We start from the raw sequence: 13,596 nt of genomic DNA, 5'->3' as shown, positions 1-13,596 counted from the left end.
ATTATTTAGTTATAACCATCAAATGTCAATGCTGTTTCACTCTCTTTTTTATTGCTTTTGAACATCAATAAGTGTATAATTAATATTTTTAAAATTTTACTTTCTTTTGATTGGCTTTTGATGTACACTTCAAACCGCTCGATTTCTGCACTATCAGACGCAACGAAGACTTTTCCCGCTACGATATAAGGCATATCCCTTGCTTTTAATGTCAAAATCATGCCATCTTTTAATTGCCTTTGGCGAAACAAGCGGGCAAACTTTCTGCCTAGTTTAACCATCATTTCTAATTCGATGGCTCTTTCTGTTTCTGCGATCTCTTCTTCAGAATCCATAAACATTCTTAAAAAGCTAGGTAGTAGCATTTCATTTTCTAATAACTGATCAACCATCAGCTCACCTCCTGATTCGGGTACGGCTGTATCGTTTATCGGCTCGCCGTGTTGACAGAACCTGCAGTCATAAGTCATTTTTTTCTCTCCTCCTTGATCGTTTTCTAATTTAATCGATATCAAGCATTTAGCTATCTCAGTTTTAGGTCTTTCTCCAAATAATGCTTCAGTAACCTTTAGCCTCTGATTCGCAGTTTCTTCAATGGTATCTATCCCAAAACATTCAACTAAGGAAACAAACTCTTCTAATTTTAACGTCATTAAGTCTAATACCTCTTCTTTAGTGACGTTCTTCAGTATTTCCGAATCAGAAATAGATATATATCCCAGTTCGACACCTGACTCTAAACCACTCACAATTGCTTCCGTCAATGAATTGGGTAGTAAACAAACAGAGCAGTTTAAACCAGCAATAGTTGCTTTAAAGCCCAAATGTCGATGCCAGCCATCGGCACACGCTAACCATACATGTATTTCTTGTGAATCTATTCTTACTTTACTCATTCGTTTATCTCCTCAACTTTCTTTCTTCGTGCCTGCCACTCTGCTCGAATTTCCTTATTCATTTGTGTTAATTTGGAACTAATTTCATTCAAACAATCTGCATCAAACAAGGTCAAGTTTTCAGGTGCAAACACATACTTTCGCCAAGCTGGCCAAAAAGTAATCTCTCCCAGGAGAAACCGAGTAGCTTTGTTACGAACTAAAACACGCCTCGTTTTTCCAGTTCGTCTAGGAACTTCTTGAAATAATAAATAATCGCTCATGTTTATTTATTGCTCCTTTCTATGAATTTTGACTATAAAAAAATATTGAACACTAGACAAGAAACTCACTCTGTCTAAATACCCAATAAGGTGAAACTTACTATTTAATTTTGATACATACTTTTCTTGAAAAATAAAGAGGTGGAAAAACGATTTGAATGTCACCCAAACGCATCTACAATTATGGATTAAGATGCCCCGGGAAATTCAAGCGTAACAGCTGTTGCACGATCAAGAAGCACAAATTAGAACCCATATTGCGAGTTACTATCCTCGTTTCTTTTTAACTGTAAGAACACGAAACAGTTAAAAGGATCACCTCTTATTTTTTACGCTGGATAAAAAATGAAAAACCAGCCAATAACATGAAACGGAATCGAACCGTTTTAAACACCTGCATGTTGAAAAACTAACTCTATGTAGAAATGTAATTAAAGAATAGACTATACCCCTTAAGTGAAGTAGAATCTATCTCTTTTTTCTACATAGTAAAACTATGTAAAATCAAGCCCATCAATTACCGCCAGAGTTACTCCGTCCCTAAAAACGGCTTGGTTAACCTCCCATCGCAAAGTGGTCTAGTGTTTTGATAAAGGAGAACAAAAAACTCCTGTACGTAAATTTACGCCTAGTATATTAAAAAGAGTGTTACTTAGGTAAGGATCAAGTCTTCTAAAAATTTTTGGAATTCACATTCAGGGATTTTATAACGGATTCGAATTTTCTCATTCGTGAGAAATTTTCGTAACTGACGATATTTTTCTGGTGTCAATCGTTTCGTTTTTCCATTGTAATAATCTTCATATTCCTTTAATTTCCAGAAGGGGATTTGGAGAATATTCATGATTGCTTTTCTCGGTCTTTTGCTTTCGTGAAAAAATATAAAGCGTTGATAATCACTTTTGTTGTCTACACTTTCTAATTCAAACCAACAAATCCCGATTCGGTGATACTTCTGATGTTTTTCTTTTAAATAAGCCTGCGTTTTATACCTGGCTAGTAAAAATACATCGTCGAGTGACTTTTTTATTGTTTCAATCTGAAAAGCATAAACTTCTAATGAAAAATCATCTTTACATATAATTGTTTCAACCGACCATTTAAAAACTTTCACTGGTTTCCTCCCATAAAAAAATACTTGTAAATGCTTAAGCGATAGGATTTCTATCACCTTTGCACTTACAAGTATAATCCGCCATTACAGCCAAAACTGCTTATGTTGTTTTAGAGATCACTGTTGAAGGTCTAGGTATTGGGATCGGTGAATCTAAACCATCGAAGTTCTGGTTATTAGTATTGAATGAGTTAAGTAAACTTTGATAGGAATCATTTTAAACTATATCTTCTTTTCTATTCACAGAAATAATAAATGAACTTATTATAAAGATAAAGGCGTATACAGTCATTATGCTAATCGATTTAAATGGAACAGTTCCATTGTTTATATACCCTACAGCTAATTCTCTAAAATGATAAGTAGGAGTTAATTTAGATATTGTTTGCAACCAGCTAGGAAATTGATTTGTCGGAAACCATAATCCTCCCAAAATTGCCAATATCAAAAATAATAAATTTGAAAACACAGATGCTGTTTTTTCATCTTTAAAATTTGTTATGATAGTTCCCAAGCTAAGAAATACTATAGCTCCTAATAGTAAGAATACTCCCGATAAAAACCATTGAACAAAGGTTAAATGCACACCTCTAAACAAGAAACCTACTAGAAATACTAAACCAATTGAAATAACAGACAAAACAATCATCTTAAAAATTTTAACCAGATAAATGTAACTATCTTTCACTTGAAATCGATATAATATATTTCTCCAGCCATTCTTTTTATCTTCTATAATTTCAAAAGGAAGAGTAAATATAGAAAAACTGGTCAAACTAAAGGTAGTCATAGACATTAAATATTCTTTTGCAAAAACTCTTTGTGCCTCTTCATTTGGAATCTTAATCATTGCAGTAAACAATAAATAAAATGCTACTGGCATGCCAATACTCATAAAAAGATATTTTTTATTCCGGCTCATTCGTATAAATTCTATTTTTATCAGCTTAATCATATGCCACCCCCTCTATAAATTCTCCATTAAATATGGTATCTAATAGAGATGTATTGGTTATTTCTATCTCTTTAAAAGGAAAACCTGCTTTCATTAGTTCTTTAATAACCTTATTAGTTTTTTCTGATTCAAAATGTAACTCAATCAATTTATCTGCCTTAATCACACTAATAGAATTAGCAATAATAATATCTTGTAGCTCTTTTTTAAATTGTGTAAATAATTCACTATCAAAATAAATTATTTTTTTCGCATTCATCATTTTTAAATGGTACGGTGTTTCGTCTGCAATGAGGCTCCCGCTATCAAGTAATAAAACCCTATCAGAGCAATAATGTACTTCCTCAATATAATGAGTTGTAAATATTATGGTTACTCCTTTTTGCTTTAATTTTTTAATGCACTCCCAAAAATGATATCTCGTTGTAGTATCCATACTTGACGTAGGCTCATCAATGATTAAAAATTTAGGTTGGTTAATAATAGCCAGACAAAAATCAAGTAACCGCTGTTGTCCACCAGATAATTTAGAAGCAAATTGGTTCATTTGTTCTTTTGAAAAATTCAAAATAGCATGAATCTCTTCAATAGAAAGTGACTCATCAGTATAACCGTATACAAAGTGAATTAGTTCATTTACTTTTACATCATCAGGAAAATTAGTTTTTTGAGGTAAAAATCCAATATCTTTTGTCATACATCCAATTGCTATATTTCCCTCATCAGGAAAGTATTTACCCATAATTATATTCAATAAAGTACTTTTACCGGCACCATTTTTCCCTAGAAGGGCTACACATTCATTTTCTTTTATTGAAAAATTAATACTATTTAAAACTTTTTTTTGCTTAAATTTTTTACATATATTTTCAGTTGAAATAATGTCCAAATCAGGTCCTCCCTTACTGTTATTATACTATCTTTAATCATTCTCTGCTGATAAGAACAAAAGCTATCATTTAATACCAGTACAGTTAACTTTCTGTAGAATGTAATTATATTATAACTGAGCGTGAATATAATTATATTCTATATTTATCGTTATAATCCAATCAAATAAAGGAATTTCTTGATATTATAGCTTTAAATTCAGTATTCTGACAAGACGATATCGTTATAAATAACTTTAAAATAACAAATAAATAATTCGTTTTCAACTAAAAACTTCTTATCTTTTGGTGTCCTTAATAAAAAAAGTATCCACGAATAGGTTAACACCTCTAAAATCTAACTGGACGTTACGTTATTAGATTCTCCGTGAACACTTTTTATCAGTTTTAATTTTTATATTTCTACTTTATTATTTTGTTTTGCACTTTTTCTCCAGTATAGAATCCCCACCAAAATGATTAAAAAAGTTCCTAAAAAGCTTACCAGAATTGCTCTTATTTCATTGGTTTGTGGAAATTTTTTTACGGATACTGCTTTTCGAGGCGAAATAGACCGCTCAAAGCTTTTAGATTCAGCTCCTTGGGAGCTCGCCATTTTTGTAGATTGTTCAAGTGATTGTTTTTCTTTCACTGCTTTTGGAAATTGCTCCTCTGTGGACTCTTCTACTTGATAGCTTACAATTACCTGACCGGTTTCAACCGTTTCTACCGCGTATGCTGGGGACGTAAATAAAAACAACATTCCCATTGTTAGTAATATTCCGACCCCCATACATTGTTTTTTCATTTACCTAGCCTCCTATTCCTTGGCGCTCGCACCTTTTTCGATCACGACTAATTCCACGCTGGTACTGGCTCCATTTAATTGTTTCTGGGTGGTTAAATCAAACGCTTCAATTTTCATCTTCAGCTGATAATGCCCCGGTTTCAAAGCTTTAGGTAATGGAAATTCATTCACCGTTTTCCCAGGTTTGACTAAACCGGTTTCCAGTAATACCTCGTTGTTTTCTCCATAAGAAATAATAAATGTAAAACTGGCTTTATTAAACTCAGGATTTGCTAAGGAAACATAGGCTTTTTCTGCTCCTTCCCTAACAGTTATGTCATCATAACCAGGAAAAACCAGTTGCGTCACATCATAATTGGGCGGCTTTTTGATTTTATTGTCATAAGTAACGGCTTGTGGATCGTCCTTTAATTCCACTTGATCAGTGGCGGTCTGTTTAGATGGCTTGAAAAAGAACCAGCCTCCGATTAGTACCAAAATAAATAGTCCCAAGAGGGCTAACCATAGTAGACGTTTCTTTGCGTTCATGTGGTTCTCCTTTCATCTACATTCAGTAACCCGGATTGATTAGGGTACTCGTTGATAGTTAAACGTGACGACATCAGAATAGGTCCCGGACTTATCCGCTTTATTGGTTAGATAGGCTACTAAAGTTTTTTCATTCAGTACCCTATCTAGATTAAACGAATAATTTGCTACAGTAGTAATATCTTGACCATTCATGTCTTTAAGTTTGTAGTTAGCGCCGAAGGAATTATCTGTCCCTTTTAATTGCCAATGGTTTTGCGAAGTAACAGTCAATTGAATCGTACTATTACCAGCATAAGCTTGACCATCAGCAGTGTTAAGCAACTTAATGTTATAATTCGTATCCGCCCCTTTGGTTTGGCTAACCTTCGGTTCATTGGTCTGAGAAAAGCGTAACCTCGCTGGTAATTGTAACGCATAACTAGGGTTTTGTAAGACCTTTACATTGATTGTACGACTCGCGGAACCATACGTATAGATTACCGGATAGACCCCAAGGGTGTGGGGATCAACGGTCCCGCTCACGCTGACTTGATCGTAGGGAACGTCGTTCCCATCTCGATCTCGAGCGTCGATAAAGTGTTCTTGTGGCTGCCAAGTGTCATCACTATAAAGATTAACCTGAGTACTTTTTAGGTTAACAGCAGTTTGATCAGGGACGACCGTCACGTTAATCGTGCGAGTCACCGACCCATACGCATAAGTTACCGGATAGACTCCTGGGGTGGTTAAATTAACGGTCCCGCTCACGCTAATTTGGTCGTAAGGTACCGTATTACCATCCCGATTTTTTGCGTCAATAAACTGTTCTTGTGCTTGCCAGGTATCACTAGTATAAAGTGTCATTTGAGCGGTTTTTAGATTAATAGCGGTTTGATCAGGGACGACTGTCACATTGATCGTGCGAGTCACCGAGCCATAATCGTAAGTTATCGGATAGACCCCCGGGGCGTTCAAATTAACGGCACCAATTATAGCGACTTGGTTATAAGATCCAACATGCCCATATTTATCTATCGCACTTATAAAGTTGTCTTGGGGGGACCAAGTGTCACCAACATAAAGGTTAATTTGCATACTTTTGAGGTTAATGGTGGTGTTATCGGGCACTACGGTAACATAAGCTGTTCTACTTAACCCATAATAAGAATAAATAACGGGATATGTTCCCGGAACAGCAGTATTAACAGTACTATTGACCGCTATGCTGGTCAAAAGGAGCGGATTTTTAGCCCTCGTTTCGTCTGTAGCGGACACAAAGTTATCATTTGGATCCCAAGACTCACCAACATATAAACTGGTATCTCTGGTAGTTAGAGTGGGTTCACAGCTATAATACCAATCACCGGCTTTTGCCGCGCCATCTGATAGCTGTATAACATCCCTAATGTCCCCATAACTTAACCCCACCATGTTTTTACGCCAACCATTCCCTAACCATGTACCTTGGCTTAGTGTAGGGGAATTATCATTTAATATCATTAGAGGAGATAAATAAAATGACGGACCTAATTTTATGTGTTTTAAATGACTATCATACTGGAAAAATGAAAAAAACGTAGTACCATTAGTGGTATTAAAACTGGAGAGATCTAAACTCTTTAAGCCAAGCATACGGTAAAACATTCTATAAAAATCAGTAACATTAGCAGTGTTAAAATTAGAGAGATCTAAACTGGTTAAACCACTTTCCTGAAACATAGATCTCATAGATGTAACATTAGCGGTATTAAAGCTGGAGACATCTAAACTGGTTAAACTACTTAATAAAGCGAACATCCAATCCATATTCGTAACATTGGTGGTATCTAGTCTTTCCAGATGATCAATTTGTGTTAATTTAGTAAGACCCATAAACAGCCATCCTAGACTAGATCCGGCGACTACGTTTCCGTCAAATATAACCCGTTGTATCTTTGGATAACGATAAGTCCAAGAGCCTGGAGTTCCCGCATTAAGGTCAACTACTGTAAAAGGACCTAATTCATTAGTGTAAACTGCATCAAAATAAATAGCCGGAGTCACACTTGTTCTTAAATTATTAGGTAATACACCCCCAGATATGTGCAACACACCGTCTTTTAGATACCAATGAACTGTTCCCAGATCGCCTTCGGCATCTACTATAACGTTGCCTCCGTTTTTGCTAGGATCTATCGACCCTATTCTATTCATTACCGGCGGGAGGTCTTGCGTATTATTTAATATACTTGATAAGTCAAGCCCATAACCTGCTAAAATATCAGCGGCCGCGGCCTCTTCTTCGGGATTTATCGTTTCTTGCAACTTACTTTCTGTTTCATCATTTTCTTTAGGTTTCTCATCAGCGAGGGGTATCGTTGCGGGGCTTACGGGTTCGCCTGATTGCGCTTGTTCAAAAGATTCCAGCTGATTGGTGAGTTCATCAGGTATCGGTGGTGGGGCTACGGGATAATCAATGAAATTGTCAGTAACAAGTTCATCCGCATGTACAGTGGTCCTAGCTCCTACATACCCCGGACCAACTACTGTATTTATTAAAATCACTGTGATCAGTGAAAAAATGATCGTTCTTTTTTTCATAACTCCTCACTATCCTTACTTTATAAGAAATACGACTCTTCGTATGAAAAAGACATACAAAGAGTCGTATTTATCTCTGTACAGAAAGAACTATTAGATTGTAGGCACATTTTGGTAAGTGAAGGTCAATACGTCTGAGTAATTGCCACTTCCGTTAGCTTTACCAGTCAGTGTAGCCGTTAACATTTTATTAGTTGTAGTACTGTTTAAAGTGAATGAATAGTCAGTTGCTGTAGCATCTGTTGTGCCATCTTTTAGTTTATACGTAGAACCTAAGTTCCCACTTGAATCTTTTAATGTCCAGCTTTTAGCAGACGCCATACTTAATTTTACATTTTTTGATCCATTATAAGTAGTCAACCCATCCGGGTTAACCATTTTAAACTCACCATTAACACCTGTTCCTTCTGCAGCACCATTGGCTGGTTCATTTAATTTAGTAAAGTTAAATCCTGAGGGTAATTGAACAGCATATGAGGGTGAATCCGGGTTTTCAGGGTCATTTATTTGGGCCGCGGTTGTATATTGGACGTCGATTGTAGTTGTTCCAGAATCAGCCGCCAAAGCATCGGCCGCCCCCCATGTAAATCCTCCTACTAATGCTGTTGTTACTACTAATCCTGTTAATTTTTTCATATGTTATATCTCCTATCTTATGTTTTGGCAGTCCTAATTATTAATCCTTTTATAAATTATTTTCGGGTTAACTTAGGACCACCTTTATTATTTGGTGATTCTACTTTAAATATGACAAAGTTGCTGTTCTATAACTCCCACCCCCTTATTTAAAATGAAATTGCCTTGATACTGGAAAAGATACTTAGCGACCGTTGATAGATAGTTATTCCAGTTAAAGCATAATCTAATTATATTAAAAAATTCAAAGTAGAGATTCCATAAAGGGTGACAATATAAAAACAAAATGAAGAGTACTAGTTGATAAATGTACTAGTATCAATATTTTCAAGTACATTCAACAGTTTTTAATTATGATATATTTAATTTGACAAACGAATTAGAATAATAAATATAAAAATGGTTCTTTTAACTAGATATGTTTGAAAGAAAATTCACAGTAAAAAACTTGTTAATAAGTTTCATTAACAAGTTTTTACTGTGAATTTTAATAATCATTTATTTTATTAACTAGAAAAACTAGAAATTAAATTAATTTCTATCCCATATTTCCAACCACTTTTACCCGCAGACGCGTCGCATTTTCTGGATGATATGCTAAGGGGGTTTCTTCCACTTCCACAAGCTCAATCGTCTCTTCGATTGCTCCGGCCAATTTTGCCTGATGGGATGCTTTTTGTTTCGCATCCTCCAGACTTTCTTGGCGTGACAGCTGCGAATAAATATAGATTTGTTCATATTGTCCGCTTATCTGAGCAATCGAGGCTCCGATGGCATTCGCCACACCGCCATGAGTGTTATGATACACATTTTCAACACCATTCAGATCTTTCGGGATAATGACTGCTCCGCCCCCTACTAAAATCAAATCCACAGCACCTGAGCTGGTTTTCATTTTATCGATGGCCTCTTCAGTCATTCTTCTAATTTCTTCATACGCTCGTTTGGCAAATTCAATAGGAACATCTTCAACGAGACTTCTATTTCCGATATCGGCCAAGCCTAGTCTTACCGCTATATCTGTGGCGGTAAGCTGGTTACCTCCGAATACGAGTGCTTCCTCAGTAATGCGATAACCGACACTATCTGGACCAATTGTCACTTTATCACCTGCCAGACGAACAATACTTCCCCCTCCCAGTCCGATAGAAACAATATCAGGCATTCGGAAATTCGTTCGAATACCGCCAACATCCACAGCCAGAGACGATTCTCTAGGAAAACCGTCTGCAAGCACTCCTAAATCTGAGGTCGTTCCCCCCACATCTAAGACAATGGCATTCTTTACTTTGGCTAAATAAGATGCGCCACGGATACTGTTTGTTGGTCCGCAGGCAATCGTCAAAATAGGAAAGCGCTTAGCATATGCAATCGACATAAGTGTTCCATCATTTTGACAAAGATAGACCTCCGCGTTTTTTATCCCTTCATTTTTCAATGCACGTTCAAAACCGCTGCTCGTCAGCTTCATTACTTTGTCTAAAGCTGCATTCAAAATCGTCGCATTTTCTCTTTCTAAAAGGCCGACTGAACCAATTTGTGACGAACACGAGACAGGAACGGCGTCACCTAAAATCTCCTTAGCCCATTTTTCAACCAGTAATTCTTGATCATTTTTTAGTGAGGAAAACACTCCAACCACCGCTAGCGACTCAATTTCATTCTTCCATTTTGCTAAAACAGCTTTTACTTCATCTTCCTCTATTTCTGACAAAATTTGCCCATCATATTCATAGCCGCCCTGCAGCAATTCATATTTTTCTCCAAGAACAGCGATCATATCCTCTGGCCATGCCGTATAAGGTTTGACTGAAGCCGTAGCAGGATAGCCTAAACGAATCACACCTACCTTAGACAATTTTTTCCGTTCTACGATTGCATTGGTACACTGCGTAGTCCCAAGCATCGCATAGCTGATTTTACTTGGCGAGATCTCTGATTCACTCATAACTTTGTGCAGTGCATTCTCAATTCCCGCTTGAATATCACCACTGGTAGGAACTTTTACACCATGAACAAGTTCCAATTTTTCATCAATGATCACGGCGTCCGTATTGGTCCCTCCCACATCAATTCCAATTTTATACATTTTACTCTCCTTCCTTTGCAGCTAGCTCTTTTAGTGGAACATAGTCTAGATTATAGCCGAAATAGCGTGGACCAACTGTCTCGATTCCCTCTGCTGTTTGCCATTTTTCATGACAAGGTAAGGCTAATACCCGAATTCTTTTTCCATATTTTAATGCTTCCGTCGTTACCGGCATCAGGGTCTCCAAATCAACCACACAAATCAAGTCCGGCGTCATCGCAGCTGCTTTGCCGTTTTTTTCCGCCATTAAATTTTCATTTTGAAAATAAATCTTCATAGAGGAACCAGCGTCTTGATTCAGTCCTTCCAATGTGGCTTCGCCAAAATTAAAACCGCCTTCAACTTTTCGAATGACATCCATCATTTTTCCTTGGAAAAGCTCTACTCCATCAATCAAAGTTAACAATTTTTCTAATTTAACAGCTTCTTCTGATTCATTGCTGTAGATGGCCTCGCCGATTTTTTCTGACAGCGTCACAATGCCATGAATCCCATGATCCTTTAATTGCCGTCCGGTAGAAGGATATATACTGATCAAGGAACTGGCTCCCATCTCAACTGTTTGAACTCGTGCCAATCGTTCGGTCCATTTGTTGCTGATGGTTTCTGAAATACCGATGTTCCCCTTCTCGTCTGTAATGGCCATCGGAGTTGAAGAAACGCCGCCTAAATTAAAGGTCGTCATTTGAAGTTCAGGAAACGCTCGTCCCATTCCATCACAATCTACTATGGGAACTCCCTGCGTAGCTGCCACAACGATTGGAATCATGGAATTCACACCGCCTGCTTCCATTGGGAATGTTCCTGCAATCTTTTCGATACCTAAGTAACGACTGAGTTTTTTGAACACTCGGAGAAATTCATCACCTTTAGGAAATTTTTCAAATAGAACAGACGGCGCTCCCATCATGGCTGAAGGAATAAAAAAATCATCATCGCCAATTTCATCCGGGGAAATCAATTGAACAGGCCCGTGATCCTTAATCGCTGATAATGCCATCATTTTACCAATATATGGATCACCTCCACCCCCTGTTCCTAAAAATGCAGCTCCTACAGCAATATTTTCAATTGCTTCTTCATCCAAATAACGCATGCCTACTCCTCCATTTCTTTCATCTGCAATGTTTGCTTATTCGTTTTTTTAACAAAATATTTACCCCCTACCAAATAGCAGCAAAAGGATAGGACAATCCCAATCAGCGGCTGATTGGGTAATTGCGGCAAAGAAGGGAAAAAGCCTAACAATACTGGAATGACTGCAACCATTGCACCAATCAGCCAAGAAATAATACCAAGCCAGTTTATCCCTAAAACCGGTGTCCATTTCTCAGGGTCGCCTTTTTGAACACCCCAATAAGAAGCAATCATCACCCCTGCCACTGCTGGCACCATTGCGGACAGAATCGACATGATTGGAACAAAATAATTCAAAATACCGACGACCGCTAACAAAGTTCCGATCCCTCCGGCAATGGCTACGACAATTTTTTCCTTTTCCTTCGAGATACTAAACACATTAATGATAGCTAATCCGCCTGAAAAAGCATTGATCACATTTGTTTTCCAAGTAGCTAATATTAGAGCGATCCCTCCTATTAAGGGCGAACCAATATTCATGAAAACACTGCTAATATCCGACGTTTTATTAACAATCGCTAAAGTTGCTCCCACCGCGATCATTAAAACTCCAGTTGGAATGATCCCCGCACTGGCAGCCTTCACCACATCTGAACGTTTCCCAGAATATTGTGAGTAGTCTCCAGCAATTACAGCTCCTAAAGCAAATGAGCCAATAGTAACAGCCAGACCATCAAAAAAAGAAAGATGTGCAGCAGGCTGATAGGTTTGCAAAAGAGTACTCCCTTGACCTGAAGAAAGTGCTTCAAACAGACCATATAAACAAACAAGCACTAAATAAGGAACCGCAATATAATTGATTAAGCGAATCAGGCGAATCCCATAAATCGCCGAAACCAGCATAATAACGCCCCAGATAATTGATGAGACAGGAACTGAAATATGAATATCATAAATACCTAGAAGATTAGCGAACGCTGAGCCTGCGACGTTGGTCTGGATACCAAACCACCCTAAACAAGCAATTGCTAATATAATAGAAATTATTCGTTGAGAGCCCACCTCGCCAAAAACTTGCTTTGCTATTTGTACCGTGGGCTTATGCAAATCAACACTTTGTATTCCTTGGAGAACCATAATAACTACCGTCAGTGCATAACCTACCAAGCCCACTAATAATGCTTTTTTTAAGCCCATTCCTGAAACTAGTGTACTACCAATCAATAAGCTCGGGACACAAACCATTGAACCCCCCAAAATAAATGCCAAGCTATACCACGGTTGTATTTTATTTTTATCTGTCATAATTTTCCCCCTATATAAGTTCGTAACTCAAAATCTATACAATTAATTCTTCTAAAACTATAACAATACTGGGACTAACACACATTCTCTAAATGAAAGAATTATATATTTTCTCTAATAGCATATTTTATAGTTTTCTCATCATGTTCGAGATTTGCAACAGAACCATTTTTTATTTATGTCTATTTTCGCTATCGTTATTGGAAGTATTAAATATATACTGAAATAAAAAGTATATTAAGTTACTATTATAAGCATCTTTCATACTAACGATTAATATCAACAACTTAATTCTCCCGCTGCTCATTCATTATATTTATCACCAAATTCACTTAGAAATAATGCTTCATTTAAATCATTAGTGCCATCTTCTAGTTTTTGTTTATGTTGATCTAGTTTATTGTTTTCATTAATAAGTGAAAGTAACCATGGACTAACACCAATCATGCCGATTGCAAGGGTACCAATAACTAAAGTTTTTTTGTTCATTT

The 13,596-nt window shown here is 36.9% G+C and carries 13 protein-coding genes; all 13 read right to left on the bottom strand.

From position 1 onward, the window contains the following. Nucleotides 1-5: 5 nt before the first annotated feature. Nucleotides 6-896 carry a hypothetical protein gene (locus IGI80_RS14735; protein ID WP_438724040.1) on the bottom strand — a complete coding sequence of 297 codons (891 nt, stop codon included), beginning with the start codon at nt 894-896 and terminating at the stop codon, nt 6-8. Further along, the gene (locus tag IGI80_RS14730; RefSeq protein ID WP_438724039.1) at nt 893-1,159 is read right to left on the bottom strand and encodes a hypothetical protein; all 267 of its coding nucleotides are present in this window, start codon (nt 1,157-1,159) and stop codon (nt 893-895) included. Before IGI80_RS14730 ends, IGI80_RS14735 begins: the two co-directional genes overlap by 4 nt. 652 nt (nt 1,160-1,811) lie before the next feature. Continuing rightward, on the bottom strand, nt 1,812-2,273 hold the full coding sequence (locus IGI80_RS14725) for a hypothetical protein (RefSeq protein WP_438724038.1): 462 nt from the start codon (nt 2,271-2,273) through the stop codon (nt 1,812-1,814). A 217-nt stretch (nt 2,274-2,490) separates the two neighbouring features. Continuing rightward, nucleotides 2,491-3,228: an ABC transporter permease gene (locus IGI80_RS14720; RefSeq protein WP_438724037.1), complete on the bottom strand. Its 738-nt coding sequence runs from the start codon at nt 3,226-3,228 to the stop codon at nt 2,491-2,493. Continuing rightward, complete coding sequence (locus tag IGI80_RS14715) at nt 3,221-4,117, bottom strand: ABC transporter ATP-binding protein (RefSeq protein ID WP_438724036.1); 897 nt, start codon at nt 4,115-4,117, stop codon at nt 3,221-3,223. Before IGI80_RS14715 ends, IGI80_RS14720 begins: the two co-directional genes overlap by 8 nt. 395 nt (nt 4,118-4,512) lie before the next feature. After that, entirely contained in the window at nt 4,513-4,905 is a 393-nt protein-coding gene (locus IGI80_RS14710; protein ID WP_438724035.1) for an LPXTG cell wall anchor domain-containing protein, read from the bottom strand. Nucleotides 4,906-4,917: 12 nt separating this feature from the next. Beyond that, nucleotides 4,918-5,433 carry a hypothetical protein gene (locus IGI80_RS14705; RefSeq protein ID WP_438724033.1) on the bottom strand — a complete coding sequence of 172 codons (516 nt, stop codon included), beginning with the start codon at nt 5,431-5,433 and terminating at the stop codon, nt 4,918-4,920. A gap of 39 nt (nt 5,434-5,472) precedes the next feature. Continuing rightward, nucleotides 5,473-7,995, bottom strand: a complete 2,523-nt coding sequence (locus tag IGI80_RS14700; RefSeq protein WP_438724031.1) for a bacterial Ig-like domain-containing protein — start codon at nt 7,993-7,995, stop codon at nt 5,473-5,475. A 93-nt stretch (nt 7,996-8,088) separates the two neighbouring features. Next, nucleotides 8,089-8,631, bottom strand: coding sequence for a hypothetical protein (locus IGI80_RS14695; protein WP_438724030.1), 543 nt, complete (start codon nt 8,629-8,631; stop codon nt 8,089-8,091). A 538-nt stretch (nt 8,632-9,169) separates the two neighbouring features. Continuing rightward, nucleotides 9,170-10,720 carry a hydantoinase/oxoprolinase N-terminal domain-containing protein gene (locus tag IGI80_RS14690; protein ID WP_438724028.1) on the bottom strand — a complete coding sequence of 517 codons (1,551 nt, stop codon included), beginning with the start codon at nt 10,718-10,720 and terminating at the stop codon, nt 9,170-9,172. Between the two features lies 1 nt (nt 10,721). Then, a complete protein-coding gene (locus IGI80_RS14685; protein ID WP_438724027.1) occupies nt 10,722-11,816 on the bottom strand; it encodes a DUF917 domain-containing protein in 1,095 nt (364 codons plus the stop codon). A 2-nt stretch (nt 11,817-11,818) separates the two neighbouring features. Beyond that, entirely contained in the window at nt 11,819-13,105 is a 1,287-nt protein-coding gene (locus tag IGI80_RS14680) for a cytosine permease (RefSeq protein ID WP_438724025.1), read from the bottom strand. 303 nt (nt 13,106-13,408) lie between these two features. Then, nucleotides 13,409-13,594 carry a hypothetical protein gene (locus tag IGI80_RS14675; protein WP_438724024.1) on the bottom strand — a complete coding sequence of 62 codons (186 nt, stop codon included), beginning with the start codon at nt 13,592-13,594 and terminating at the stop codon, nt 13,409-13,411. Nucleotides 13,595-13,596 lie beyond the last annotated feature (2 nt).

Source organism: Enterococcus sp. DIV1420a, assembly GCF_051712165.1.
Taxonomy (GTDB): Bacteria; Bacillota; Bacilli; order Lactobacillales; family Enterococcaceae; genus Enterococcus; species Enterococcus faecalis.
The sequence above is the reverse complement of the archived record's forward strand: the minus strand, read 5'-3'. Positions and strand labels throughout refer to the sequence as shown.

Bases quoted from the DNA above. Each gene is read 5' to 3' on its own strand.
- IGI80_RS14735 (WP_438724040.1), bottom strand. From the start codon at position 896: ATGAGTAAAGTAAGAATAGATTCACAAGAAATACATGTATGGTTAGCG.
- IGI80_RS14730 (WP_438724039.1), bottom strand. From the start codon at position 1,159: ATGAGCGATTATTTATTATTTCAAGAAGTTCCTAGACGAACTGGAAAA.
- IGI80_RS14720 (WP_438724037.1), bottom strand. From the start codon at position 3,228: ATGATTAAGCTGATAAAAATAGAATTTATACGAATGAGCCGGAATAAA.
- IGI80_RS14710 (WP_438724035.1), bottom strand. From the start codon at position 4,905: ATGAAAAAACAATGTATGGGGGTCGGAATATTACTAACAATGGGAATG.
- IGI80_RS14705 (WP_438724033.1), bottom strand. From the start codon at position 5,433: ATGAACGCAAAGAAACGTCTACTATGGTTAGCCCTCTTGGGACTATTT.
- IGI80_RS14700 (WP_438724031.1), bottom strand. From the start codon at position 7,995: ATGAAAAAAAGAACGATCATTTTTTCACTGATCACAGTGATTTTAATA.
- IGI80_RS14695 (WP_438724030.1), bottom strand. From the start codon at position 8,631: ATGAAAAAATTAACAGGATTAGTAGTAACAACAGCATTAGTAGGAGGA.
- IGI80_RS14690 (WP_438724028.1), bottom strand. From the start codon at position 10,720: ATGTATAAAATTGGAATTGATGTGGGAGGGACCAATACGGACGCCGTG.
- IGI80_RS14685 (WP_438724027.1), bottom strand. From the start codon at position 11,816: ATGCGTTATTTGGATGAAGAAGCAATTGAAAATATTGCTGTAGGAGCT.
- IGI80_RS14680 (WP_438724025.1), bottom strand. From the start codon at position 13,105: ATGACAGATAAAAATAAAATACAACCGTGGTATAGCTTGGCATTTATT.
- IGI80_RS14675 (WP_438724024.1), bottom strand. From the start codon at position 13,594: ATGAACAAAAAAACTTTAGTTATTGGTACCCTTGCAATCGGCATGATT.